The 25,128-nt window shown below is 67.5% G+C and carries 23 protein-coding genes, 1 tRNA gene and 1 other RNA gene; 12 read left to right on the top strand and 13 right to left on the bottom strand.

All coding sequences use genetic code 11. The annotated features are described in order from the left end of the window. The first annotated feature begins 6 nt into the window (after positions 1-6). From ACVWZ7_RS08720 to ACVWZ7_RS08710, 3 genes are all read left to right on the top strand, one after another. Positions 7-609, top strand: a complete 603-nt coding sequence (locus tag ACVWZ7_RS08720; RefSeq protein WP_344362672.1) for a tetratricopeptide repeat protein — start codon at positions 7-9, stop codon at positions 607-609. Positions 610-737: 128 nt separating this feature from the next. Beyond that, entirely contained in the window at positions 738-1,055 is a 318-nt protein-coding gene (locus tag ACVWZ7_RS08715) for a putative quinol monooxygenase (protein WP_344362675.1), read from the top strand. Positions 1,056-1,084: 29 nt separating this feature from the next. Beyond that, positions 1,085-1,378 carry a DUF503 domain-containing protein gene (locus ACVWZ7_RS08710; protein ID WP_091255616.1) on the top strand — a complete coding sequence of 98 codons (294 nt, stop codon included), beginning with the start codon at positions 1,085-1,087 and terminating at the stop codon, positions 1,376-1,378. 77 nt (positions 1,379-1,455) lie between these two features. On the opposite strand, the gene purL is transcribed toward ACVWZ7_RS08710, so the two are convergent. From purL to purS, 3 genes are read right to left on the bottom strand one after another with little or no spacing between them, the layout of a single operon-like run. Next, the gene (purL, locus tag ACVWZ7_RS08705; protein ID WP_456507607.1) at positions 1,456-3,789 is read right to left on the bottom strand and encodes a phosphoribosylformylglycinamidine synthase subunit PurL; all 2,334 of its coding nucleotides are present in this window, start codon (positions 3,787-3,789) and stop codon (positions 1,456-1,458) included. Beyond that, the gene (gene purQ / locus ACVWZ7_RS08700) at positions 3,786-4,544 is read right to left on the bottom strand and encodes a phosphoribosylformylglycinamidine synthase subunit PurQ (RefSeq protein WP_116767153.1); all 759 of its coding nucleotides are present in this window, start codon (positions 4,542-4,544) and stop codon (positions 3,786-3,788) included. The genes purL and purQ overlap by 4 nt, the downstream gene beginning before the upstream one ends. 1 nt (position 4,545) lies before the next feature. Then, a complete protein-coding gene (purS, locus tag ACVWZ7_RS08695; protein WP_018776110.1) occupies positions 4,546-4,797 on the bottom strand; it encodes a phosphoribosylformylglycinamidine synthase subunit PurS in 252 nt (83 codons plus the stop codon). A gap of 276 nt (positions 4,798-5,073) precedes the next feature. Between purS and ACVWZ7_RS08690 the strand changes: the two genes are divergently transcribed. Continuing rightward, positions 5,074-5,259, top strand: a complete 186-nt coding sequence (locus ACVWZ7_RS08690) for a hypothetical protein (RefSeq protein WP_091255625.1) — start codon at positions 5,074-5,076, stop codon at positions 5,257-5,259. 273 nt (positions 5,260-5,532) lie between these two features. Further along, positions 5,533-8,709 (top strand): S8 family serine peptidase, encoded by a 3,177-nt coding sequence (locus tag ACVWZ7_RS08685; protein WP_456507606.1) that lies wholly within the window; start codon positions 5,533-5,535, stop codon positions 8,707-8,709. 168 nt (positions 8,710-8,877) lie between these two features. Here the strand turns inward: ACVWZ7_RS08685 and ACVWZ7_RS08680 are convergent, their stop codons facing one another. Genes ACVWZ7_RS08680 through ACVWZ7_RS08665 form a run of 4 tightly spaced genes read right to left on the bottom strand, consistent with a single transcriptional unit; the run spans position 8,878 to position 11,379 of the window. Further along, positions 8,878-9,252: a serine protease inhibitor gene (locus ACVWZ7_RS08680; protein ID WP_456507605.1), complete on the bottom strand. Its 375-nt coding sequence runs from the start codon at positions 9,250-9,252 to the stop codon at positions 8,878-8,880. Next, positions 9,249-10,274: a 3-methyladenine DNA glycosylase gene (locus ACVWZ7_RS08675; protein WP_456507604.1), complete on the bottom strand. Its 1,026-nt coding sequence runs from the start codon at positions 10,272-10,274 to the stop codon at positions 9,249-9,251. The genes ACVWZ7_RS08680 and ACVWZ7_RS08675 overlap by 4 nt, the downstream gene beginning before the upstream one ends. Positions 10,275-10,278: 4 nt before the next feature. Then, a complete protein-coding gene (locus ACVWZ7_RS08670) occupies positions 10,279-10,845 on the bottom strand; it encodes an SSI family serine proteinase inhibitor (RefSeq protein ID WP_344362690.1) in 567 nt (188 codons plus the stop codon). A gap of 27 nt (positions 10,846-10,872) precedes the next feature. Further along, positions 10,873-11,379: a MarR family winged helix-turn-helix transcriptional regulator gene (locus ACVWZ7_RS08665; protein WP_344363118.1), complete on the bottom strand. Its 507-nt coding sequence runs from the start codon at positions 11,377-11,379 to the stop codon at positions 10,873-10,875. 91 nt (positions 11,380-11,470) lie between these two features. Between ACVWZ7_RS08665 and ACVWZ7_RS08660 the strand changes: the two genes are divergently transcribed. Both ACVWZ7_RS08660 and ACVWZ7_RS08655 read left to right on the top strand, forming a co-directional pair. After that, entirely contained in the window at positions 11,471-11,695 is a 225-nt protein-coding gene (locus ACVWZ7_RS08660) for a hypothetical protein (RefSeq protein WP_116767150.1), read from the top strand. A 143-nt stretch (positions 11,696-11,838) separates the two neighbouring features. Then, positions 11,839-12,033 (top strand): hypothetical protein, encoded by a 195-nt coding sequence (locus tag ACVWZ7_RS08655; RefSeq protein WP_091255667.1) that lies wholly within the window; start codon positions 11,839-11,841, stop codon positions 12,031-12,033. Between the two features lie 175 nt (positions 12,034-12,208). On the opposite strand, the gene ACVWZ7_RS08650 is transcribed toward ACVWZ7_RS08655, so the two are convergent. The 5 genes from ACVWZ7_RS08650 to ffs all read right to left on the bottom strand — a co-directional run bounded on the left by ACVWZ7_RS08650 (position 12,209) and on the right by ffs (position 18,332). Continuing rightward, positions 12,209-13,567 (bottom strand): aspartate kinase, encoded by a 1,359-nt coding sequence (locus ACVWZ7_RS08650; RefSeq protein WP_091255635.1) that lies wholly within the window; start codon positions 13,565-13,567, stop codon positions 12,209-12,211. A gap of 298 nt (positions 13,568-13,865) precedes the next feature. Next, entirely contained in the window at positions 13,866-14,444 is a 579-nt protein-coding gene (locus ACVWZ7_RS08645) for a GNAT family N-acetyltransferase (RefSeq protein ID WP_456507603.1), read from the bottom strand. Between the two features lie 7 nt (positions 14,445-14,451). Continuing rightward, positions 14,452-15,051 (bottom strand): recombination mediator RecR, encoded by a 600-nt coding sequence (recR, locus tag ACVWZ7_RS08640; protein ID WP_090579574.1) that lies wholly within the window; start codon positions 15,049-15,051, stop codon positions 14,452-14,454. A gap of 51 nt (positions 15,052-15,102) precedes the next feature. Then, complete coding sequence (locus ACVWZ7_RS08635) at positions 15,103-18,237, bottom strand: DNA polymerase III subunit gamma and tau (protein WP_456507602.1); 3,135 nt, start codon at positions 18,235-18,237, stop codon at positions 15,103-15,105. Beyond that, positions 18,236-18,332, bottom strand: an RNA gene (gene ffs / locus ACVWZ7_RS08630) — signal recognition particle sRNA small type. The genes ACVWZ7_RS08635 and ffs overlap by 2 nt, the downstream gene beginning before the upstream one ends. Positions 18,333-19,027: 695 nt before the next feature. Here ffs and ACVWZ7_RS08625 point away from each other — a divergent pair. Next, positions 19,028-19,112 (top strand) — tRNA-Ser (locus ACVWZ7_RS08625). Between the two features lie 195 nt (positions 19,113-19,307). Here the strand turns inward: ACVWZ7_RS08625 and ACVWZ7_RS08620 are convergent. Next, entirely contained in the window at positions 19,308-20,219 is a 912-nt protein-coding gene (locus ACVWZ7_RS08620; protein WP_456507601.1) for an oxygenase MpaB family protein, read from the bottom strand. 354 nt (positions 20,220-20,573) lie between these two features. On the opposite strand from ACVWZ7_RS08620, the gene ACVWZ7_RS08615 reads away from it, so the two are divergent. The 4 genes from ACVWZ7_RS08615 (at position 20,574) to ACVWZ7_RS08600 (ending at position 25,076) form a co-directional block, all read left to right on the top strand. After that, positions 20,574-21,800: a M23 family metallopeptidase gene (locus ACVWZ7_RS08615; protein ID WP_456507600.1), complete on the top strand. Its 1,227-nt coding sequence runs from the start codon at positions 20,574-20,576 to the stop codon at positions 21,798-21,800. Between the two features lie 173 nt (positions 21,801-21,973). Then, positions 21,974-22,459: a glutathione peroxidase gene (locus tag ACVWZ7_RS08610; protein ID WP_456507599.1), complete on the top strand. Its 486-nt coding sequence runs from the start codon at positions 21,974-21,976 to the stop codon at positions 22,457-22,459. Between the two features lie 226 nt (positions 22,460-22,685). After that, a complete protein-coding gene (fdhA, locus tag ACVWZ7_RS08605; protein WP_344362712.1) occupies positions 22,686-23,897 on the top strand; it encodes a formaldehyde dehydrogenase, glutathione-independent in 1,212 nt (403 codons plus the stop codon). Positions 23,898-24,134: 237 nt separating this feature from the next. Continuing rightward, positions 24,135-25,076, top strand: coding sequence for a phosphodiesterase (locus tag ACVWZ7_RS08600; RefSeq protein WP_344362715.1), 942 nt, complete (start codon positions 24,135-24,137; stop codon positions 25,074-25,076). The last annotated feature ends 52 nt before the right edge of the window (positions 25,077-25,128 follow it).

Genomic DNA, 25,128 nt, shown 5'->3' with positions numbered 1-25,128 from the left:
CAATGGATGCTTGATCAACAGACCCTTGACCGATTGTGGAATTTCGATGACCCGGCGCTTTCCGAAGCCCGCTTCCGCGAGGCACTTGCCGGGCCCGGCTACGACGCCGATGAACGTGCCGAACTCACCACGCAGCTGGGCCGGGCCATCGGGCTGCAGGGCCGCTTCGAGGAAGCCGACGCGCTTCTGGACGCGGTCGACGGCGACGAGCCCACCGTGGCGGTGCGGGTGCTCCTGGAACGCGGCCGGGTGCTCAATACCAGCGGCCATCCGGAGATGGCCGTGCCGCTCTTTGAACAGGCCGCCGAACTCGCGGACCACCTGGGCGAGGAATTCCTGGCCGTGGATGCGTTGCACATGCTCGCCCTAGCCGACTCGGCGCACGCCGTGACGTGGACCCGAAGCGCCCTGGAGTACGCGTCCACGGTCCACGATGAGCGGACCAAGCGGTGGATCGTCTCCCTCCACAACAACCTCGGCTGGACGCTGCACGACGCCGGCCGCTGCACCGAGGCCATGGTGGAGTTCCAGCTCGCCGAACAGTGGGCCGGGAGGATCGGGACCCCGCGGCAGCAGGAACTGGCCCGCGAGGCCATCAAGGCCTGCTGACCCCGTTCCGTAACACCAACGCGGGGATCCTTCCGGCCCATAAATGCCGGCAATGGGCTGGATGTGACCCCGCGGTGTCTTGTTGCAAGAATGGAACACCGTCCCGCCACACCGAAAGGCACAGTCCCGTGATCTTCATTGTCGTCAAATTCAAGGTCAAGCCCGAATGGTCCGAGCGCTGGCTCGGCCTCGTGGACGATTTCACCCAGGCCACCCGTCAGGAGCCGGGCAACCTGTGGTTCGACTGGTCCCGCAGCGTGGAAGACCCCAACGAGTTCGTCCTGGTCGAAGCCTTCAAGGACGACGCCGCAGGTGACCACGTCAACAGCGAGCACTTCAAGAAAGCCATGGCGGACATGCCGCAGGCCCTCGTGGAGACGCCCCGCATCATCAGCCGCCAGTTCGACGGCGAAGGCTGGGACCGGATGGGCGAACTCACCATCTAGGACCTCCAACTCGAGGGGAAAATTGGGGCATGTGGATCGGCTGGATTGAATTCGACCTCCTCCTCGGCGATGTCCACAGCCTGAAGGAGAAACGCTCCGTGGTGCGGCCGGTACTTGCCGAGCTGAAGCGGCGCTTTGATGTCTCCGTGACCGAGGCGGACCTGCATGACCAGCACCGGCGCACCGTGATCGGCGTCGGTCTGGTCGCGGCGGACCGGGCCCACCTCGTGGAGGTGCTGGCCGGCGTCGAACGCTTCATGGCCGCCCGGCCGGAAATGGAGCTGCTCAGCGCCCGGCAGCGGGAACTCCGCAGCGACGATTAAAAGCAACGCGGGGTCACTTAGCGCCCGTCCCCAGGGGATTTATGGGCGGCAAGTGACCCCGCGTTGCATTGTGGGGACTAGCCGAAGTACTTCGGCAGGGTCGCCTCGTGGGCTTCGCGGAGCGCGTCAAGGCTCATGGGTTCGACTCCGTTGATCTCCAGCGTGCCGCCCTCGGCGTCCACCACACCGATCCGGACGTGCGCGAAGCCGCGGGCGGTGCACATGTCCGTGAAGCGGATTTCCTCCGAGCGGGGCACCGAGACGACGGCGCGGCCCTGGGTTTCGGAGAAGAGCGCGGTGAACAGGTCCACGCCGTCGCGGTCCAGGACGTCCTGCAGCGCGATCCGGGCACCCACGCCGTAGCGCAGGGACGATTCCACGAGGGCCGCCGCGAGGCCGCCTTCGGAGAGGTCGTGGGCGGCGTCCACCATGCCGTCGCGGGAGGCGTTGATCAGGATCTCGCCCAGTGCGCGTTCGGCATCGAGGTCAACCTTGGGCGGCAGGCCGCCGAGGTGTCCGCGCAGGTTGGACCATTCCGAACCGTCCAGCTCGGCCGCCGTGGTGCCCAGCAGGTAGATGGCCTGGCCGTCTTCCTTCCAGCCCGAGGGCGTGCGGCGCGCGACGTCGTCGAACTTGCCCAGCACAGCCACCACGGGGGAGGGGTGGATGGGGGTGGTGCCGGTCTGGTTGTACAGCGAGACGTTGCCGCCGGTGACAGGGATGCCGAGCACCATGCAGGCGTCGGACAGGCCGCGGATGGCCTCGGCCAGCTGCCACATGACGTCGGGATCCTCGGGGGAGCCGAAGTTCAGGCAGTCGCTGACGGCCATCGGCACGGCGCCGGACGTGGCGACGTTGCGGTACGCCTCAGCCAGGGCCAGCTGCGCGCCGTGGTACGGATCGAGGTAGGTGTAGCGGCCGTTGGCGTCGGTGGCCAGGGCCACGCCCAGACCGGTTTCCTCGTCCACCCGGACCACTCCGGCGTCGTCCGGGAACGCCATGGCAGTGTTGCCGCCGACGTAGCGGTCGTACTGCTTGGTGATCCAGGACTTGTCGCACATGTTCGGCGAAGCCACGAGCTCGGTGATGGCAGCGGCCAGGTCCGCGGGAGCGGAGGGGCGGCCTGCGTCCTGAACGGACCCGGTGAAGGAGTCGGCCTGGACCGCGTCCTGCCATTCGGGGCGGGCATACGGGCGGTCGTAGACCGGGCCGTCGTGCGCGACGGTGCGCGGGTCGACGTCGACGATCACTTCGCCTTCCCACGTGATGATCAGGCGGCCGGTGTCCGTCACCTCGCCCAGCCAGGAGTATTCCACGGCCCATTTGTCCATGACCGCTTCAAACGCGGCGATGTTCTCCGGGGTGACCACGGCCATCATGCGTTCCTGCGACTCGGACATCAGAATTTCGCCCGGGGTCAGGGTGGGATCGCGCAGCAGGACGGAGGTCAGCTCGACTTCCATGCCGCCGTCGCCGTTGGAGGCGAGCTCGGACGTGGCGCAGGAAATGCCCGCGGCGCCCAGGTCCTGGATGCCCTCCACCAGGGAACCCTTGAACAGCTCCAGGCAGCACTCGATCAAGACCTTCTCGGCGAAGGGGTCGCCCACCTGGACGGCGGGGCGCTTGGACGGCTTGGTGTCGTCGAAGGACTCCGAGGCCAGCACCGAGGCGCCGCCGATGCCGTCACCGCCGGTGCGTGCACCGAACAGCACCACCTTGTTGCCCTTGCCGGAGGCATTGGCGAGGCGGATGTCCTCGTGGCGCATGACGCCGACGGCCAGCGCGTTGACCAGCGGGTTGCCCTGGTACACGGAGTCGAAGACCATTTCGCCGCCGATGTTGGGCAGGCCCAGGGAGTTGCCGTAGCCGCCGATGCCGGCGACCGCGCCGTGCATGACGCGGGCCGTGTCGGGGTGGTCGATGGCGCCGAAGCGCAGCGGATCCATCACGGCCACCGGGCGCGCGCCCATGGAGATGATGTCGCGGACAATGCCGCCGATGCCGGTGGCCGCGCCCTGGTAGGGCTCCACGAACGACGGCGAGTTGTGCGACTCGATCTTGAACGTCACGGCCCAGCCGTCGCCCAGGTTGGTGACACCGGCGTTTTCGCCGATGCCCACGAGCATGTCCTTCTTCATCTCCTCGGTGACCTTTTCGCCGAACTGGCGCAGGTGGTTCTTCGAGGACTTGTAGGAGCAGTGCTCGCTCCACATCACGGAGTACATGGCGAGCTCGGCGCCCGTGGGGCGGCGGCCCAGGACCTTGACGACCTCGTCGAACTCGTTCTGCTTCAGGCCCAGTTCGGCCCAGGGCAGTTCGGTGTCCGGAGTCTTCGCCGCGTTCTCCACGGTGTCGATGTTGAACTTCCGGGCGGTCTCCGCGGGCGCCGCCACTGCGGGTGTCTCCGTCATTTGTTGCCTCCCACGATTTTGTTCAGGACAGAGGTGAAGAAGCCGAGGCCTTCGGTGCCGGAGCCTTCCTCCGGGCCGAAGCCGGCCTCCACGGCGTGCTCGGGGTGCGGCATGAGGCCCACCACGTTGCCTGCGGCGTTGGAGATGCCGGCGATGTCGCGGCGGGAACCGTTCGGGTTGAACCCGACGTAGCGGAACACGACGCGGCCTTCGGCCTCAAGCGCGTCCAGGGTCTTCTCGTCGGCGATGTACTGGCCGTCCTGGTTCTTCAGCGGCACAGTAATTTCCTGGCCGACCGCGTAGTCGCCGGTCCACGCGGTGGAGTTGTTCTCCACGCGGAGGACCTGATCGCGGCACATGAATTTCAGGTGGTCGTTCTTGATCATGGAGCCGGGCAGCAGGTGCGACTCGGTCAGAATCTGGAAACCGTTGCAGATGCCGAGGACCGGCAGCTTAGCCTCCGAATTGGCGGCGTCGATGATCTTGGACATCAGCGGCGCGAAACGGGCGATGGCGCCGGCGCGGAGGTAATCACCGTAAGAGAAACCGCCGGGAATCACGACGGCGTCGACGTCACCCAAGGTGGTGTCGGCATGCCAGAGTTCCACCGGGGTGGCGCCTGCCAGGCGGACCGCGCGGGCGGCGTCGCGGTCATCCAGGGTGCCGGGGAAGGTCACGACGCCGATCCGCGCCCCCGCGAGTTGTGGGTTAGCGGCGACGGCAACAGCCTCGCCGATCAGGGGGAGTTCAGTCATCTCAGGCCTCAACGACCTCGACGTTGACGACGTCCTCGATGACCGGGTTGGACAGCAGGGTTTCCGCGGCGTCGCGGGCCTGGGCCAGGATCTCCTCGGTCACCTCGCCGTCGACCGTGAGTTCGAAGCGCTTGCCCTGGCGGACAGAGCTAAAGGCGGTGAAACCCAGCCGGGGCAGCGCACCGACGATGGCCTTCCCCTGCGGGTCCAGAATCTCGGGCTTGGGCATGACGTCGACAACGATCCGGGGCATCCGGTAACTCCTGTGCGTGAGCATTGGGTAAGGGCGCAGCGGAGTAGTGCCGTCTCACGCCGGTCCGCTGTGTGTTGAGGACTGTTAGTGAACACAGCGTGAAAGGGCGCTCCGCGAGCTTGCATGCCCATTCTACCGGCCGCGGTGCGTCCGGCCGCATTCGGGCTGGCAGTGTGAACGTGGCCTCCCCGGGAGGTCCTTGAACTGGACAAACGCCGCCGCGCGGCGCGCTTCGGCCTATGGTCCCGCGCGGCCGCGGGTCAGTAGGATGTGCGCATGGCTCCGAAACCGAAATCCGTGCTGTTACCCGTCGTCGCCGCCGCCGTGTTCGCCGGGCTGGGCCGAATGGTCCTGCAGAAGATCAGGGCCGACCGTGCAGCGAAGCAGACCAAGGTGGCCGGACCGCTGGACGAGAAGACCCGGGCCTGGATCAGCGAGGTTGTCCGGACTCCGCGCCAGTAGGCCACCCCGCCCGGGCCGCACATTCCTCCCCATTTCCTATCGACCTCCTGACTATCGACGCAGCTCAGACGCTTCGTCGACGCATCGTGTCGTATTGCGTGACAAATTTTAGATAGCTTCTTGTGGTCTATGTCATATCCGGCTCTCAGTCTGTACTGTATGAATCGGCTGGTATCCGTCGGGGCAGGCCGGGCAATCGCCCGGTGCGGCCCCGCCAGTCTGCTGGGCCCGGTATAGAAGCCGGGCCGTTCCTTTACGAAAGGTTCATCACTCGTGACATCACCAGGAAAGAGCTTCCTTCGAAGCGGGGGACTCCGGAGGGTCGCGGCGCTGACCCTGGGATTGCCGGTACTTCTGTCCACCATCGCGATCGCACCTGCCAACGCGGCCCCGGCACAGGGGCCGGCCGCGGCCGGTGTCGCGCAGAAGAATGTTGATCCGAACAACTACAAGGACGGCCGCTACATTGTGGTTCTGGCGGAAAAGCCGTCCGCAACCTACGACGGCGGGACGCCCGGGCTCCCGGCCACGAAGCCCGCCTCCGGCAAGAAGCTGGACGCCAACAAGGCTGAAGTCAAGCAGTACCGGGCCCACCTGGAACAGAAGCAGGCCCAGGTCGCCGGCCAGCAGGGCGTCAAGATCCAGCGCCAGTTCACGGCAGCCCTCAACGGCTTCAGCGCCAAGCTGACGGCGGACCAAGCCATCAAGCTGGCCAGGGACCCCTCCGTCCTGGTGGTCGCGCCGGACACGGAGAACGCTCCGGACTACTCCAGCACCGACTTCCTCAAGCTCAGCGGGCCCAACGGCACCTGGAACACCCAGTTCGGCGGCCAGGACGGGGCCGGCAAGGGCGTTGTGGTCGGGGTCATCGACACCGGGTACACCCCGTCCAGCGCCTATTTTGCCGGCGACGCGGTTAAACCACTCACGGGAAATCCCGTCGTCGGCGTGCCATACCGCAGCGCGGACGGCAAGATCGAGATGCTCAAAGCCGACGGCGAGCTCTTCAAGGGCGACTGCCAGACCGGCACTGACTTCGACGGCACGGCCTGCAACTCCAAGGTCCTGAGCGCCCGCTACTTCGGCGACGAGTTCGCAAGCTATGTCCCGCAGTCGGACTGGGCGCCGGGCGAGCGGCTGTCGCCGGTCGACGCCGCCAGCCACGGAACCCACACGGCCAGCACGGCTGCAGGCAACGCCAATGTCGAAGCCATGGTTGACGGCCGGAGCTTCGGTCAGACCAGCGGCATCGCACCGGCCGCGAAGCTGTCCATCTACAAGGTCTGCTGGGAAGATACCGATCCCAACACCGGCGGCTGCTACTCGTCGTCGGCCATCGAGGCCATCAACCAGGCCATCGAGGACGGCGTGGACGTCCTGAACTACTCCATCTCGGGCGCTACGGACACCACCACGGACCCCGTCTCCCTGGCCTTCCTGTCCGCTGCCTCGGCCGGGATCTTCGTGGCGGCGTCCGCCGGCAACTCCGGCCCGACCGCCAGCACCGTCAACCACGGCGCACCGTGGATGACGACGGTCGCTGCCAGCAGCTTCTCGCAGGAACTGCAGGGCACGGTCGAGTTCTCCGACGGCAGCAAATACCGCGGCGCCAGCATCATGAACGGCCAGGTCTCCAACGCCGGCGTCGTGCTGGCAGCCAACGCGGGAGCCGCCGGGAGTACCAACCCGGCCCTGTGCGGCGACGGCTCGCTGGACCCGGCCAAGATCGCCGGCAAGGTTGTGGTCTGTGACCGCGGCGTCGTAGACCGCGTCGCAAAGAGCGCCGAAGTCAAGCGCGGCGGCGGCGTCGGCATGATCCTGGTCAACCTGAGCGAGTCCTCGCTGGACACGGACAAGCACTCGGTCCCCACCGTCCACGTGAACCCGCCTGCCACCGAGGCCATCAAAGCCAAGGTCGCCGCCAACCCGGCGATCACGGTCTCCCTTGTCAACAAGGACACCACGGGTCTGCCCCTCGAGGCGCAGCCGCAGATCGCCGGCTTCTCCTCCCGCGGCCCGCTGCTAGCCGCAGGCTCCGATCTCCTGAAGCCGGACGTCACCGCGCCCGGCGTGGCCGTGCTGGCCGGCGTCTCGCCGATCGGCACCGACGGGGACAACTTCGGGTTCCTGTCCGGCACTTCCATGGCGTCCCCGCACGTGGCCGGCTTCGCGGCGCTGATCCTGGCCAAGAACCCCTCCTGGTCCCCGGCGGCCGTCAAGTCCGCGATGATGACCACCACGAGCGACGTCAAGAATGCTGACGGGTCGAAAAACACCGATGTCTTCGCCACCGGTGCGGGCGAGGTGGACCCGGCACGTGTGCTGGATCCGGGCCTCGTCTACGACGCCACCACGGCGGACTACCAGGCGTTCATCCAGGGCACCACCAGGCCGCGGGACATGAACCTGCCGTCCTTCGCACTGGGCAACCTGGCCGGGAAGATCGAGGTCACCCGCACGGTGACCGCCCTGACGCCGGGCGTCTACAAGGCCAAGTTTGATGTTCCCGGCATCAAGGTCAGCGTGACCCCGGCTGCCCTGAACTTCAAGGCAGCCGGAGAGAAACAGACTTTCAAGGTCTCTTTCGAAAACCAAGGAGCGCCGCTGGGCAAGTTCGCCACGGGTTCGCTGACGTGGCAGGGCGCCAACAAGACCGTCACCTCCCCGATCGCGGTCCGTCCGCAGTCGGCAGTGGCGTTGTCCGACGTCGCCTTCACCTCGCAGGGCGGGACGGGATCCGGCGCGATCAAGGTGGTCTCGGGCACGAATGCGCCGATCAGCATGACCCTCGACGGCCTCTCGAAGGCGGATTCCACCGCTGTGCAGCTGGTCCCGGGGCCGTTCACGGGTGACACGGATGCCTCGAACCTCGTCAAGACGGTCACGGTCCCCGCAGGAGCCCCGCTGGCCAAGTTCTCAGTGATTTCCGCCGACCCTAAGGCCGACTTCGACATGTACGTCATGACCCCGACGGGCCCGCTGACGGTCGCAACGTCGTCCGCCAGTGAATCGGTAGCCATCCCCGACCCCGCCCCGGGCGAGTACACGATCTACGCGAACCTGTACGCCAGCCCGAATAGCCAGACCACCAAGGCCTCAGTGGATGCCGCGGTGCTGGGCGCGAACGTCGGCAACGCTTCGCTGAGCCCGAACCCGTTGCGCCTGGCCAACGGCAAGGCCGGCAGCGTCACGATGAACTGGAAGGGCCTGTCCGAAGGTTCATACATCGGACGCGTCACCTTCGCCGGTGCCAGCGAGCCGACATTCGTCTCCGTCCTGGTCACCCCGGCCGGGGCCGTCGCGGTCCCGCCCACCGCGGAGGACCAGGACTCCAACGACGGCCCGGGAGACAACGGTGACGGCGGTAACGACACGGGCAAGAAGGTGAAGAAGGAGAAGGGCAAGATCCAGAACGGCGATCAGTCCTTCGCCCCGGACAACGCCATCTAGGCGCATAACGGCACCAAGAACGGCGACGGCCGGCGGTTCGCACCGCCGGCCGTCGCTGTTTAAACCGCCTTAAACCGCCGGGTCAGACATCAGGTGTCGGGCAGCGGCCCGCCGGAGGCAGGACACCGTCCGCCGGAAGCAGGAACCGTGGGTCGGATTCCTGCCGCGTCAGACGGCGCCCGTGGAACCTACGCTGCCGCCGAGCAGCGCCGCCATGGCGCGCCAGCGCGCGATCTCGCAGCCGTCCGTCCGGCTGAACCGGCTATTGACCTGCCGTCCCAGATACCAGCCGGTCACGACGGCGGTCTGCGGGCCGCCATACTGCTGCGTGCACAACTGCGGGGGCCCCGGCTTGGGGAAGAAGACGGCCTCGCCGTGGCGCCGGACCGCCTCAAGTGCGGCGGCCGGATCGGGAAGGGTCGACGCGGCGGAGGGTTCGCCGTCGGCGGCTTCGAGCCGGAAGGTGTATTCCGGCGCGCCGGGCGCCTCGGTCAGGCGGATGGTCAGGTCGATGTCGTGCTGCGGGGCGGCTGTGCCTGTCATGTTGGTCCTTTCAGACTCTTGTCCGGAGCCGGAGCCGGAGCCGGAGCCGGAGCCGGAGCCGGAGCCGGAGCCGCGTGCCGGCCTCCGCTTCCGGGGCTGTCCTGGCCGCGGTGTTGCGCCGCGGCATCGAGCAGGGGCCTCAGCTCCTGCAGCAACCGGTGCCGGAGTTGCTGCGACTCGGCTGCGAACGTCCGCTGATGGTCAACGTATTCGGCCTTGCCCTCCGGCGTCTCGATGGGAATGGCAGGATAACCCCAGTCGGCGAGATCGTACGGCGAGGCCTGCATGTCCATGGCCCGGATCCGCCATGACAGTTCGAAGCAGTCCATGACGAGCTCGCTGGGGAGCAGCGGGGAGAGTTTGTAGGCCCACTTGTAGAGGTCCATGTTGGCGTGCAGGCAGCCGGGCTGCTCCAAGGTCCGCTGGTTCTCCCTGCTGGGAACCAGGCTGTTCAGCGGAACGGCGTCCGGAGTGTAGAAACGGAAGGCGTCGAAGTGCGAGCACCGGATCCGGTTCTCCTCCACCACCTCGTCGGTGCGCCCAGTCCCCAGCCGCAGCCTCAGGTACTCGTGCCGAAGGTCGAACTTGTCCTGCCGGTAGACCATGGCCCACTCGTGCAGCCCGAAGCAGCCGAACTGGGCGGCCCGCGCGGCAGTCCCGGCGAGAATGATTCCGGCGAACTGCAGCGCCTCCCGCCGATCCCGGAGGAAGGCGTCGACGTCGACCGTCACGGCTGGCGAGTCCGCCGGCAGCCCGGCGGCGGCGAGTTCGGCGTCGTCGGCAGCGCGGTAATACTTCCAGCCGGTCCGCGCCTCCGCCTCAGGCCCGGAGAGCACGACGCCGGCGCCCGGGTGCCAGCGCAGCAGCTGGCCGGGTTTCTGGGTGTAGTAGGTGAAGAGGAAATCTTCCACCGGGTGCTTCCGGCCGGCGGAGCGCCGCTCAAGGTAAGGATCGGCATAGCGGCGGACGCGCTGCTGGTGGGCCGCCTGGCGTGGCAGCCACTCTTCCTGCTGGAAGTGCACGGGCTTAACTCGGCCAGCCGGATGAGCCCAGGACGTCCTTGGCGGCGTTCCACGCGGCGATTTCACAGCCGCCCTTCAAACTGAAGGTCGCCTGAACCTGCCGCCCGTCCACGACGCCGGTGACGGTCGCGACTTGCGGACCGCCGTACTGCTGGGTGCAGGCCCGGTCCTTGTCGATAACGGGGCTGAGGATGGACGGGTTGTTCTTGATGGCGAGGCACGCTGCGGCAGGGTTGGGGTGCTGGCTTTCGGCCGCGGGAACCCCGTTCTGGCACACGAGCGTGAAGTTGGTCGGGGCGGCGGTTTCGGTCGGCTTAATCATGATGGCGAGCTCGGCGTTCCCCTGTCCCGGGCCGGACGGCAGCGGGGCCGCGGAGGGCGACGGGGCCGGGGACGTCGTCTCAGTCTCCGGCGACGGAGAGCCGGTCGGGGAGCTGGAGGATGTTCCCGCCGTCGTGCTGGCTGAGGGAGACGGCGCGGGGCCGCTGTTCGGCGTGCACGCGGCCAGTCCGGCCGCGGCCATCAGGGCGGCCGCCAAAAAAAGTGCCGGGCGGCCCGATCGAGTGCGCATCAGCAGTCCTCCTCAGTTTTGCCCAGTCTACCGCCGGGGTGCGTCTTCCGGGTCGGGCCGGGTGGCGGCGATCAGGTCCATCATGGACGCGTGCAGCTGCTTCACCTGCTCGCGCGTCAGCCCCAGCCGCGCCATCATGATGCCCGGAACGGCGGTGGCCTGCTCCCGGAGGGCCGCCCCGCGGGGCGTCAGGCGGACATCCAGCATGCGTTCGTTGCCCTCCATCCGCTGACGGGTGATGAGTCCAGCGGTTTCGAGCCGGCGCAGCAGCGGCGAGATGGTGGCCGGCTCCTGGGCCAGGGCGTCGCTGATGTCCCGGACGGACCGGGGGCTGGCCTCCCAGAGGCACAACATGACGAGGTACTGCGGGTGGGTCAGGCCGAGCTTGTCCAACACGGGCTTGTAGGCGCCCACCACACTCCGGGAGGCCACCGTCAGGGCGAAACAGAGCTGTTGTTCCAGGAGGAGGTCATCCTGCGCCGCTTGGGAGTCCCGGGTGCCCTGCGGGACGCGGGCTGCCTGGTTTCTTGGGATTCCTTCGGTCACACTGACTCCTTCAAATGATTAGTGCACTAATGATTAGCGTACACTGGGAGCATTGTCTTGTTCCCAGGAAAGGATAGCCATGGCCAAGGAAAACGGCGCCCAGAGGTTCATGCGGGCAACCGGAAAGCTTCGGATGATTTTCGGGCCGGCCAACCGCAGTTCCCTCGGCCATGAGATGACCGAGCAGAACAGGCGGCTGTTGGCGATGCGGGAGGCCGAGACCGCGCAGTGGGAGACCATGCACCGGCCCGACGGCAGCACCTATGTGGTGCCCCGCAACCCGGAGGACAAGTCCCTGCGCTAGGCGTGTTTTCCCGGCCTCGCACAGGGGCCTTTTGCCGCCGTCGGGCGTAAAATGAGGACACTGACACACCGCTGTGCAGCATCCTGAACCACCCGCGACGAAGAAAGGGGGTGGGACTAGTGACACGTGCGGTCAAAGCTTTTATGGACAAGACCGACAAGCTGAGGCTCCTGTTCGGACCCGCCAACCGGGGCGACACTGCGGCGCCTGTCGTTCACCATCATGATGACTACGAGCACGCCTCGGAAGAAGACCTGGCAGGCTTCGAGGTCGAGACAGACTCGCATGGACACCACTACGCGGTCCGGAAAACGGATCTCTGGAAAGAAGAGGTCTGAGAGCCCGATCCGGCATCAGGGCGGCCGTGGCCGCCCGGACACGCCGGACAGAAGGGTGCGGAGAAACGAGGAAGGGAGCGGCGCTGGCCGCTCCCTTCCTCATGCACATGCCGGCTGGAATCCCGCTCCCGGCCACGCAGCCGGCTTGTGGTGTCCCTTGGTTGCCCGTTGCCGGTTAGCGGCCGGTGCCGCCGTAGACCGTGGCTTCGTCCTCGCTGTCGAGGTCGAACGCCCTGTGGATGGCGCGGACGGCGTCATCGAGCAGGTCCGCGTGGGTGACCACCGAGATACGGATCTCCGAGGTGGAGATCATGTTGATGTTGATTCCGGCCTCGGAGAGGGCCGCGAAGAAGCGCGCGGAGACCCCAGGGTGGGAGCGCATGCCGGCGCCGATCAGCGAAAGCTTGCCGATCTTCTCGTTGTATTCGATGCTCTCGAAGCCGATCCGGTCCTGTGCGGCGTGCAGCGCGGCAAGGGCTTCGGCGCCCTCGACGATCGGGAGGGTGAAGGAGATGTCGGTCCGGCCCGTGCCGTGGGTGGAGACGTTCTGGACGATCATGTCGATGTTGGAGTGGGCGTCAGCGATGACCTGGAAGATCGCGGCGGCCTTGCCGGGGATGTCAGGTACACCGACAACCGTGACTTTGGCTTCGGAACGATCGTGTGCAACACCGGAGATGATTGGCTGCTCCAAGGCAACTCCCTCTTGGGTCGTGATCTTGTCGTCGGCGCCGGGCAGGACCCAGGTGCCTTCGTTCTGGCTGAATGAGGAACGGACGTGCAAGGGTACCCCGAAGCGGCGGGCATATTCGACGCAACGCAGGTGCAGGATCTTGGCGCCCGAGGCGGCCAGCTCCAGCATTTCCTCGCTGGAGATGCGGTCGATCTTGCGGGCCGACGGGACGACCCGCGGGTCGGCCGTGTAGACGCCGTCGACGTCGGTGAAGATCTCGCAGACGTCGGCGTCGAGCGCCGCGGCGAGGGCCACCGCCGTCGTGTCGGAACCGCCGCGGCCGAGCGTGGTGATCTCGTTGGTGGTGCGGCTCATGCCCTGGAAGCCGGCAACGATCGCGATGTGTCCCTTGTCCAGGGCGGTGCGGATGCGGTGCGGGTCGACGTCGATGATCCGGGCCTTGCCGTGGATGCCGTCGGTGATCATGCCGGCCTGCGAGCCGGTGAAGGACTGGGCCGAAGCGCCGAACTTGTTGATGGCCATGGCCAGCAGCGCCATGGAGATGCGTTCCCCGGCGGAAAGGAGCATGTCCATTTCGCGGGCCGGGGCGGAATCGGTCACCTGTCCGGCGAGGTCAAGGAGTTCATCGGTGGTGTCTCCCATGGCGGAGACCACGACGACGACCTCGTCGCCGGCGTTGTGGGCGTCCACGACCCGGCGGGCGACGCGCTTGATGCCCTCCGCGTCCGCCACCGACGAACCGCCAAACTTCTTCACGACAAGGTGCTTGGTGGTGGCGGCCGAGACGGGCAGCGTCTGCGGCTGCGATCCGGGCTGGACTTCGGTAGTGGGCAAACTCATTCGCGCACCCTCACTGGATCATCGGGGTTCTGGGCCAGGCAACCAAACGGCGCGACGGCGTAACTTCTCCTCCCAGTTTATCGCCGCGCGCCCTGCGCCGTTGAATTGTGACCGAATAGTAGACAACCGGGCCTTTCCGCGGGCGCGATTCCGCCGGAGATGCCCGGCGCTGCGGACCAGGAAGGGCATGCTCTCCCGTGCCGGGGACATGCTCATTCTTCGCGGCCAGGGGTGGGCATAAGGGCATTGTGTCCATTCCCGGCACCGGGCGCGGGACATGTCCGATGGCCGGAAGGAGCTAGCCTCGGTCCAGCCGGTAGCGCCAGGACGGCAGCTGCTTGCCCGCCGTGTCCTCGGCAACCGGGAAGAAGCGGTCCTTCCGGAAGCCCAGGCCTTCCAGCAGCCTGCGCGAAGGCAGATTGGGCTCGTAGACCCCCGCGAAAAGTGTTTCGCTGCCGCGAACGTCGAAGAGCCACTGGACTAGGGCGGCCGCCGCCTCACGGCCGAGACCGAGCCCGTGATGTTCCGGGTGCAGGACATAGCCCAGGCTCGCGGACCAGGAAGGAATCCGGCCGGGTGCCGGGGGCTCGGCGGTGTTCCAGGTCCGGCCGTCGCCAACGACGTCACCGGTGGCGCGGAGCTCGAAGGCCCAGCCGAAGTAGAACCACTCGGCGGTCGAGGATTCCGCAGCGGACAGCGCCTGCTGGATCCGGGCACTGTTCTGCTCAGGCGTGAGCGGCCCGTGGGAGAGGTACCGCGTCGCCGCAGGGTCGCCGCGGAACCGGAGGAGGGCGCCGGCGTCGTCCGCTGTCAGCGGGCGCAGAAGCAGCCGCCCCGTGAGGAGCGGGGCGGGGGTGTCGCTGCCGGAAACCGTCACGGATCCGTCAGCTCAGCGCGTTCCGGCGTCCCTCGAAGGCCCTGCCGAGCGTGACTTCGTCGGCGTATTCGAGGTCCCCGCCCACAGGCAGGCCTGACGCGAGCCGGGTGACGGCGATCCCGATCGACTTGAGCATCCGGGCCAGGTATGTCGCTGTGGCCTCGCCCTCCAGGTTGGGGTCGGTGGCGATGATGATTTCCTGGATGGCGCCGTCGTTGAGCCGGGTGAGCAGCTCACGGATCCGGAGCTGTTCCGGGCCGATCCCGGCGATCGGATTAATCGCCCCGCCCAGCACGTGGTACCTGCCGCGGAACGACCGCGTCCGCTCCACCGCCAGGACATCCTTGGATTCTTCGACGACGCAGATCACCGAGGGGTCCCGGCGCGGGTCACGGCAGATATTGCACAGTTCCTGCTCCGTCACGTTCCCGCAGACCGTGCAGAACTTGACCCGCTCCTTCACCGTGGTGATGGCGTCGACGAGCCGCTTCATGTCCTGCGGATCCGCCTCGAGGATGTGGAAGGCCAGTCGCTGGGCAGACTTGGGCCCGACTCCGGGAAGGCGTCCGAGCTCATCGATCAGCTCTTGAACTGCACCTTCGTACACAATGTCCTCGTTCGTTTGGAATGGGGCCGGCGCCAGCCGGCAGGTGGTCTGCTAGAAGCGTGGCGGCAGCGGGCTTCCGTCCAGGGAACGTTCCTCCACCAGTTTCCCGCCCAGAATTCGCTCGACGGCGGCCCGGCCGAAGACTCCCGATTCCTCGATCGTTTCATCGTCGGCGCTCGGAATGTCCTGCACGTAGACGGTGGTTGCGGCGGCCGCGCGGGCGGGGGCTTTCGCCCGGCCGGCTTCGGCCTCCGGGCTGTTCGACAGCCGCTGGTACAGGCTCTGCCGGCCCGTCGTAGTGGCAGCGTCGGGAACCGCCGTCACCGCAGCGGCCGGGGCTGAGGGGGCCGCGGATGGCGCAGCAGCCTGCGGGCCGGCCGATGCCGGGCCCGGCGCAACTGCAGAAAATTGTTCCGACGTCAGTCCGGACGGTCCGGACACGACGCCCGCGTATTCCGGGATCTGTGCCGCCGCCGGCTCGTAGTACACCGGCGCCGGTGCGGACTCCGGTGCTGAGGGCTCGGCATCCGGCGTCGCGTGCCGGCCGACGTTGGACTCCGTGCCGATCGTCCATATGCCGGGCGACTGCTCGACGGCGCGGGCCCACGGGTCGGGCGATGGGTCGGCCGAGGTGTCCGGGCCTCCTGGCATGGCTCCGACCGCCGTGCCGGCGGCACGGGACGGCGTCGGCGCCGGAGATTTCCGGACAGGAGCTGGGGCTGGGGACTGGGCGGCGCGGTGCGGCGCCGCGGCGGGGGAAGGGTCCCAGTCCATGGGGGGTTCTTCGTCCAGCGGCGGGGCGTCTTCATCCCGGGGCGGTCCCCAGTCGTCGTCAGGGTAGGCGTAGGATCCGGAAGGCTCCGAAGGGCCGTCCGGTCCGACGGCCTCGTCGGCGGCGCGAGCCTCAGTCCCGACTGCCGGCACCGGCGTCCGCGCTTCCGGTGCCGGAGCGGGGCGGCCGCCAGCCGGGCCCGGGGCCGGAGCAGGTTGCGCAGCCGGCGTGGAGGCCGCCGGAACACGTACCGGCGCCGCCACTGGGACGGCTTCGGCGGATGCCTCGGACGGTGACGGTGACTCTGACGCAGGGGACTGGGGGGCCGGGCTCAGCCCCCAGGCGACGTCGGCCGACGTCGCCGGGGTCTCCGGGCTAGCGGGCGCTTTTGGGTTTGGCTCAGAGCTCGCTGGGCTGTTGCTGCCGCCGGCGACGGCCCTGATCTGGCAGTCGATACCGATCGTCTTGTGGATCGCCTGCCGGAGGTTCTCGGCGTGGTCGGCGCGGCCGAAGGCGCCTGCCAGGCCCGGAGTGGTGAACGCGAGAGTCAGGACGTGGTCCTCGAAATGGCCGACCTGGGCATTGGGCTCCACCAGCGCCCAGGTGCTGCGCTTGATCTTGGTGAGGGTTTGCAGGATGTCGGGCCAGGCACGGCGCAGGACCTCGACGTCGGCACCCGGGCCGGACACCGGGCGGGCAACCGCGGCAGGTGCTGCGGCGGCCTCGGACCGGACAGGGGCGGACGGTGCTGCTGCTGCCGCTTCCGGAGCAGCAGCCGCTGGGGCAGCAGGAGGCGCCGGGGCGGGCTCGACGGGCGGGGCTGCAGGCGACGGCGCGGCATGTGACCGGGCCGCAGGCGGCGACGTTGGGGCGGACGCGAGCCGGCTGGCGGCCGCGGACTCGTCCACGGGCCAGTCGTTGGTGCTGACCCGTGGCGCCGTCAGCGGTTCCCGGACAGGTTCGTCCCGCCGGGCCGGCGCGGCGTCGGGGCCAGCGGCCGGCGCCTGTGCGGCATGTGGCTGGTCAACGGGCGCTTGGTCAACTGGTGGCGGGACGGAAGCGGCGGTGGCGGCCGCGTCAGCAGGCGCCCCGGGAGACTGGGCAACGGGCACCTGGGGAACGGACTGCCGGGGGACAGGGGGACGTTCAGCGTGCGCGGGCGGGGCCGACGCAACGGCCGGGGCACTGGCGAGGGGAGCCCCGACGTCGTTCCCGGCGTAGTTCAAACGGCGCTCGACGCGGTCGATCCGGGCCGCGATGCCGCGTTCGGTCTGTTCGGAACTGGGAAGCAGGATGCGGGCGCACAGCAGCTCCAGATGCAGGCGCGGCGAGGTGGCCCCGGTCATGTCTGTCAGCGCCGTGTTGGTGACGTCCGCGGCGCGGGAGAGCTCCGCCGCCCCGAGATTATGCGCCTGGTTCTGCATCCGGGCGATCTGGTCCGCCGGTATGCCGCGGAGGATGGACTGGGCGCTTTCTGGCATCGCCTGGACGATGATGAGGTCGCGGAAGCGCTCAAGCAGGTCTTCGACGAAGCGGCGCGGATCGTGGCCGGTCTGGATGACCCGGTCCACCGCGCGGAACACCGTGGCGGAGTCGGACGCTGCCACGGCCTCGACGACGTCGTCCAGCAGCGAGGCGTGCGTGTAGCCCAGGAGGGCGACCGCGAGCTCGTAGTCAAGGCCGTTTGGTCCGGCGCCGGCCATGAGCTGGTCCAGCACGGACAGGGAGTCACGGACGGAACCGCCGCCCGCGCGGATAACGAGCGAGAGCACCCCGGGCGCCACGGGGACGTTCTCCTGGGTGCAGAGCAGCTCCAGGTACGCCATGAGGGGCTCCGGGGGTACCAGCCGGAAGGGGTAGTGGTGCGTGCGGGAACGGATGGTGCCGATCACCTTGTCCGGCTCCGTGGTGGCGAAGATGAACTTGATGTGTTCCGGCGGCTCTTCGACGATCTTGAGCAGGGCGTTGAAGCCGGCCGAGGTGACCATGTGGGCTTCGTCGATGATGAAGATCTTGTAGCGGTCCCGGACCGGGGCGTACGTGGCCCGCTCGCGGAGGTCGCGGGCGTCGTCGACGCCGCCGTGGCTGGCGGCGTCGATCTCGATGACATCCAGGGAGCCGGAACCGCCGCGGGCGAGCTCGACACAGCTGGGGCACTTGCCGCAGGGGGTGTCCGTGGGTCCCTCGGCGCAGTTCAGGCAGCGGGCGAGGATGCGGGCCGAGGTGGTTTTGCCGCAGCCACGAGGGCCGGAAAAGAGGTAGGCGTGGTTGACGCGGTTCTTACGCAGGGCCGTCATCAGCGGCTCGGTGACGTGTTCCTGCCCGATGACGTCCGCGAACGAATCGGGGCGGTATCGACGGTAAAGCGCGGTAGTAACAGTCACAGATTTAACCCTACCAATCGGCACAGACATAAAAGACCCCCCATGCACCCGCCAGAGCCCATTTACCCTTGCTACCTTCCGGTCCTGGGGGAGTTCAACAGGATGACGCCACATGAGGGGCCGTCAGCAAGTTTACCTGACGATTGAGTGTGCCCCGAATTGGCCTGTTTTCACCCCGTTTCCCCCGCTATCTCCGGCGGGACATGCTCATTTTTCGCGGGGAGGACTGGGCTGTTTGGCATTATGCCCAAGCGTTGGCAGGAACGGGGGACATGTCCTTCGCTCGGGTCGTGGACCGTGGGGCATGTCCGTTCTTTGCGCGTCTTTGCACGCGGCCCGGAGGTGGGTGGGGGTGAGCAGGACAGTGCAACCCAGGGACGGGAGGGCTGCGTGCCCGGGTCGGTGCGGGGAGGATTATGTCCAGCCCTTGGCGGGACCGCGGGGCATGTCCGTTCTTTGCGCATCTTTGCGGGAAGGCCGGCGGGTGGGCGGGCGTGAGCAGGACAGTGCAACCCAGGGACGGGGGCTGCGTGCCCGGGTCGGCGCGGGGAGGAATACATCCAGCCATCGCGCCCAGTGCGGAGCATGCCCTTTGGGTGAGGCATGTAGTGCGGGACATGCTCATTCTTCGCGGGGAGGGCTGGGCTGTTTGGCATTATGTCCAGCCCTTGGCGGGACCGCGGGGCATGTCCGGCGGTGAGGGCGTGGACCGTGGGGCATGTCCCCCTCGGAGGCGCCTCTGGCCGGGCGGGGAGGGCTCAATTGGGCGATGCCGGAAAGTTCAGGTATTCTAGTATCTGCTTTTGATTCAGAAGCAACTGGAGAATTCGCCTAGCGGCCTATGGCGCACGCCTGGAACGCGTGTTGGGTTAACGCCCTCGGGGGTTCAAATCCCCCATTCTCCGCGGTTGGCCCCGGTCCATTGGACCGGGGCCTTTTTGCGTCCACAGGCTTGGGTTATAGGACAAAACGTGTGTAATTCCCGGCGTGTCAGTTGCGTGCTGCCCAGCTCTTGCGGGCCCTGAGGTCGGGGGCCAGTAGCTTCGCCGGCGGGATTGTGCGCCCGCGCCCGCGCCAGCGGCACCACATCTCACTCCGTTTCAGGCCAGGTAGCCCAGCCGGCGCAGACGGGTCCGGGCGGCCTGTTCGCTCGGGCCCATCCGGCCCAGGGCAAGGTGCACCACGCCCAGGGTGACCCGCGTAGCCAGTCTCACAGGCAGCGGGATCGGGCCCAGCCGCGCGGTCCGGAGACCCAGCATCTCGCGGTATTTGGGTTCGAGACTGGCCACGGCGGCCGCGAACAGGACCCGGTAGCCAGGCCTGAGCACCGGGTGGAGAGGCGGATCACGGATGAAAGCCACCGTCTCGGCGACCCTTTCATCACTGCGGAGCTCGCCGTCGTCGTACCATCGGTCCAGTTGCTGCCGCATTTCCGCCTCGCTCAGAGGCGGGGCCTCCACGCCCATGAGCCTGCCGGCCTGGGCCCACTCACGGACATACGCGTCAGGTCCGCCCGGAATCGGCCGTCCCCACAGCTTGTGGGCCGAGAGGAAGGCGTCGGTGAAGGCAATGTGGACCCAGCGGAGCAGCTCGGGATCGTTGGCCGCGTACGAGCGCCTGACGCCGTGGCCGTCCACGAATTCCCCCCGGACCGTCTGGTGGAGCCGGAGCACCCAGCCAGAGGCCGCTCGGGCCGCGCCAGTGGAGCCGTAGGAAACGGTGAAAATCCAGCGGATGGTGCCCGCCAGCCGGCCCAGGGGGTCTTCGCGGAATCGGGAGTGATCGTGGACCCCGGCCAGCGCCCCGGGATGGAGGGCCTGCATCAGCAGGGCCCGGATTCCCGCGACGATGGTTGGCATGTCCCCGTGCACGGTCCATACCGCGGAGCCTGGCAAGTGGTAGCCGGCGTCGTCTCCCTCGGCAAGCCGGGGAACCCATTCAGGCACGGTGTCGCGCGTCCCGGTGAACGTTTGTTTGAGTTCCGCCTGCCATTCCCTGAGGACATTGCGCATCCTCCATTCTTACCCGGCTCCGGGGTCTTCGGCACCTGCAAGTCCGCGGCGGACTACTGGGCCGCCGTCGGCCCGCTACTCGGGACAGGCCCGGTCCCGCGGGTGCGGCGGCAAAAGGGGCCCGCCGACGGTTCACAGACCCGGCGGTCTGTGGTCACATAGTGGGGTAAGTCCGTGAAGATTGGGGTCTGGCGGGCATATAGCGGGAGTCACATCGTGGGAAAACACTGGGGAAACTCATCGAGTGAGCAATCAACCAGGGCACGCACTATTGCCGTGCGCTGCGTTTCCGGAGGCCTCTGCCTATCCCTGGCCGTTCTGACATTCGGCGGCTTTCAGGGACTGGGCGCCAGCGTGTCCTACGTTGCGCCCGCCGACGTGCCGGCCGCCGGCGCCGTCGGACCTGAAACGCTGGACCCGGTTACCCAGCCCGCCGGGACCGCGTCATCGGCGACGCCAGGTGCTGTGACCGCGGACCCCCAGGCGCTCGTGGCCTTCAGCAGGAGCACGGTGGAAACGGTGACCAAGGAAGGGGTTGGCGGCGAGCTCAATGTCGCCTCGGCAGGCCTGAGCCGGCCCGCGGCCGGGTTCCTCATGGCCCCCCTGGAGACGTTGGTGCCGTCCTCCCCGTTCGGACTGCGCACCAGCCCCCTGACGGGCGTTGCCGGCGAATTCCACTGGGGCCAGGACTTCGCCGCCGCCTGCGGAACGCGGGTTTACTCGGCCGACGCCGGTGTGGTGAGGGCCGTCGGCTGGCACCCGTGGGGCGGCGGTAACCGGGTGGAAATTGACCACGGCAACGGTCTTATCACGACGTACAACCACCTCCAGGGGATTGCCGTCAAGAAGGGCGACTCCGTGCGGGTGGGGGAGGTCATTGCCCTGGTCGGCACTACCGGCTCCTCAACCGGCTGCCACCTTCATTTCGAAACCATCCTCAACGGCGCTCACACCGACCCGATGGGCTGGAAGTTCATCCCCATCAAGCAGGTGGACCAGCTCGGCCCGATCGAACTGACCAGTTACGCGCCCGACGCCGGCAATCCAGCCAACGCAGGGCTTGGATGGGCGATTCCCGTCCGGGAGGACCTGACCCACGTGGTGGCCGGCGGTCTTCAAGAACAGCCTGCCGCTGTGGCGGCCAAGCCGTCCACGAGTCCCCCGACGCCGACGAAGACCGCCTCCCCGACGCCGACCGCCACGCCGACGAAGACCGCCTCCCCGACGCCGACTGCCTCCCCGACGCCGACGAAAACCGCCTCCCCGACGCCGACTGCCACCCCGACGCCGACGAAAACCGCCTCCCCGACGCCGACCGCCACGCCTACGCCGACGCCGATGAAGACCGCCTCCGCGGCGCCGTCTGCACCGGCCCCGACAACCGCATCGGCTTCTCCCAGCGCGACCGAGGCCGCCGCCAAGACGTCGGCCCCGCCAGCCAAACCCCTGGCGCCGGCACCGGTCACCGCGCCCACGGGGGACCCTGCGCCGGCTACCACCACGCAGTCCGCCACCACAAAAACCACGACAAAAACCACAACGAAAACCACCGCAACGCCCACCGCAACGCCGACCCGCTAGCCGCCAGCCGGACTTTCCCCCGAACACGCGTCCGGGTTCGGGGCAGGTGGCCAGCTTCGGCCCTGGACCTCCGCCCGGAAGGCACACCCATACCTGCGCGCGTCGGCGCCGAATTACACTGGTGACCAGTTCCGGGCCCTGCTTCGGACCACCGACACCGCGAGGACGCACCCATGACCGCTCTGCACTCCATTCCCCTGACCCTCATCGACGGCACCGAGACCGACTTCGGCCGCTTCAAGGGGGAGGTGGTGCTGGTGGTGAACGTGGCATCACAGTGCGGTTTCACGCCCCAATACGCGGGGCTTGAGGCGCTGCACAACAAGTTCCGCGACCAGGGGTTTCAGGTCCTCGGCGTCCCGTGCAACCAGTTCGCGGGGCAGGAACCCGGGGCAGACGCCGAGATCGCCGAATTCTGCCAGCGCAACTTCGGCGTGACCTTCCCGCTGACCGCCAAAGCCAACGTCCGGGGCAAGAACCAGCACCCGCTCTACGCCGAGCTCACCAAGTTTAAGAACGGCATCCTGCCGGGCCTGGTGAAGTGGAACTTCGAGAAGTTCCTAGTGAACCGCGACGGCGACATCATCGCCCGCTTCGCACCCACGGTGGAGCCGGACGCACCGGAAATCATCGAAGCTGTCCAGCCGGCCCTTGGCTGAATCGGACGGCCCGGCTTCCAGAGGAAATCGACCCCTATCCCTAAGCATGCTTAGCGCCTAGACTGGCCAGACCCTCCAACATTCCGGGCATCCCCGCGGCACAGTCATCCCTGGCAGCAGCCCGTCGGCAGTGCGGTCACGGTGCCCCTATGGAGGGCGCATCAAAGAACTTCGTGAATCACACCAGGGCGCCCAGACCGGGGCTCGTGAAAGCAGGAGGAAATAGATGACAGGGAACAAAGCCGTTGCCTACAAGGGGCCGGGCAAGGTCGAACTGATCGACATTGACTACCCCACCTTTGAACTCAAGGACGGTCCGGGGGTCAACCCCGCCAACGTGGGCCGTTCGGTGCGCCATGGCGTAATCCTCAAAACCGTTGCCACGAATATTTGCGGCTCAGACCAGCACATGGTCCGGGGGCGCACCACAGCTCCCACCGACCTGGTGCTGGGCCACGAGATCACCGGCGAGGTGGTCGAAGTGGGGCCCGATGTTGAGTTCATCAAAGTGGGGGACATCTGTTCCGTCCCCTTCAACATCGCCTGCGGGCGCTGCCGGAACTGCAAAGAGCGCAAGACCGGCATCTGCCTGAACGTTAACCCGGACCGTCCGGGCAGCGCCTACGGCTACGTGGACATGGGCGGCTGGGTAGGTGGCCAGGCCAACTACGTTCTTGTGCCGTATGCCGACTGGAACCTGTTGAAGTTCCCTGACAAGGATCAGGCCCTCGAAAAGATGATGGACCTGACCATGCTCTCGGACATCTTCCCGACCGGATTCCATGGCGCGGTCACCGCAGGCGTAGGCGTCGGGTCCACAGTTTACGTGGCCGGCGCAGGGCCTGTGGGACTCGCCGCGGCGACCAGTGCCCAGCTCCTGGGTGCCGCCGTCGTGATTGTGGGTGACATGAACGCGGACCGCCTGGCGCAGGCACGCAGCTTCGGCTGCGAGACCATCGACCTGAGCAAGGGCGGCCCGGCCGAGCAAATCGAGCAGCTTCTGGGCGTACCGGAAGTCGATTGTGGCGTGGACGCGGTGGGATTTGAGGCCAAGGGTCACGGGGCCGGAGCGCATGAAGCCCCCGCTACCGTCCTGAACTCGCTGATGGAAGTGACGGCCGCCGGCGGCGCCCTGGGTATTCCGGGGCTCTACGTCACCGGTGATCCGGGCGGCGTGGACGAGGCCGCGAAGAAGGGCTCTCTCTCGCTCAGCCTTGGAACGGGCTGGGCAAAGTCGCTCAGCTTCACCACGGGACAGTGTCCGGTCATGAAGTACAACCGGCAGCTGATGATGGCCATCCTGCATGACAAGGTGCACATCGCCAAGAACGTCAACGCGAAGGCGATTGCCCTGGAGGATGCTCCGAAAGGTTACGCCGAATTCGACGCCGGCGCGGCGACGAAGTTCGTGCTCAACCCCAATGGGTATCTGAGCTAGCAGGCCCGGAACCCGGCGGCACTGCCGTTGCCCCGTTGAGCTGGGGCTTCGGTGTGCCGCCGGGCCGCCTCCGCCTTCATATGCCGTCTGGAGCATGTGAGGGGCGGCCATCTGTTAACCTGCGATTTTTGAATATGCGTGACCGAGTTTTTACATTGTTTGCCCAATGTCTGGTTGGATAGTCCTTACTGAGAGGGACACTGGAGGCACCGCTTCCACCCAACCAAGAAGGTAGCAATGGAGCGCATCGAGGCCGAGCACCCCCGGCCACGTCATTTCCTACTTCATCTGAGCGACCCCCACCTGCTGGGGGGTCCGCAACCCCTGTACGGCGTCGTTGACAGCGAAGCCCTGCTCCAGCAACTCTTCGACGAGGTCCACGCCTCAGGTGCACGCCCCGAAGCCGTGATTTTCACCGGCGACCTCGCCGACCTCGGCGAACCGGAAGCCTACGCCAAGCTCCGCGCCATCGTGGAGCCTGCGTGCAGGGCCATGGGAGCGAAGGTCATCTGGGCGATGGGCAATCACGACGACCGGGCCAATTTCCGGGCCGGGCTCCTGGACCAGGCGGACAACGACGCCCCGGTGGATCACAGCTACTTCGTCAACGGGCTGCGCATCATCACCCTGGACACCTCAGTGCCCGGCTTCCACCATGGCGAGCTGAGCCAGGACCAGCTGGACTGGCTCGCCGCCGAACTCGCCACCCCGGCCCCGGACGGGACCATCCTCGCCCTGCACCACCCGCCGGTACCGTCCGTGCTGGACCTTGCCGTGCTGGTGGAACTCCGGGGACAGTCGGCGCTGGCCGGAGTCCTGCGCAACTCCGATGTCCGGGCCATCCTCGGCGGTCACCTGCACTACTCGACCACCGCAACGTTCGCCGGCATCCCCGTGTCCGTGGCATCTGCGACGTGCTACACACAGGACCTGAACGTTGCTGTGGGCGGCACACGCGGGCGCGACGGCGGGCAGGCGTTCAACCTGGTCCATGTCTACGAGCACACGATCGTGCACTCCGTGGTGCTGCTCGGCGACACCCCGGCTGTCGGGGAACTCGTCCCTCCGGCGGAAGTCCAGCGCCGGCTCGCTGCTGCGGGCATCACGATTCCGGAGCAGGCCCAGCTCGAAGCGCCGTCCCGGACGCCGGCGCACCGCAGGTACACCACCCTGAACTGATTCGCCGCACTGCTGGTTCACCGGTCTGCGGGCACAGCCCGCAACTCTTGCC

The organism is Arthrobacter sp. TE12232 (genome assembly GCF_054062615.1).
This window is presented reverse-complemented; position numbering and strand designations above follow the sequence as displayed.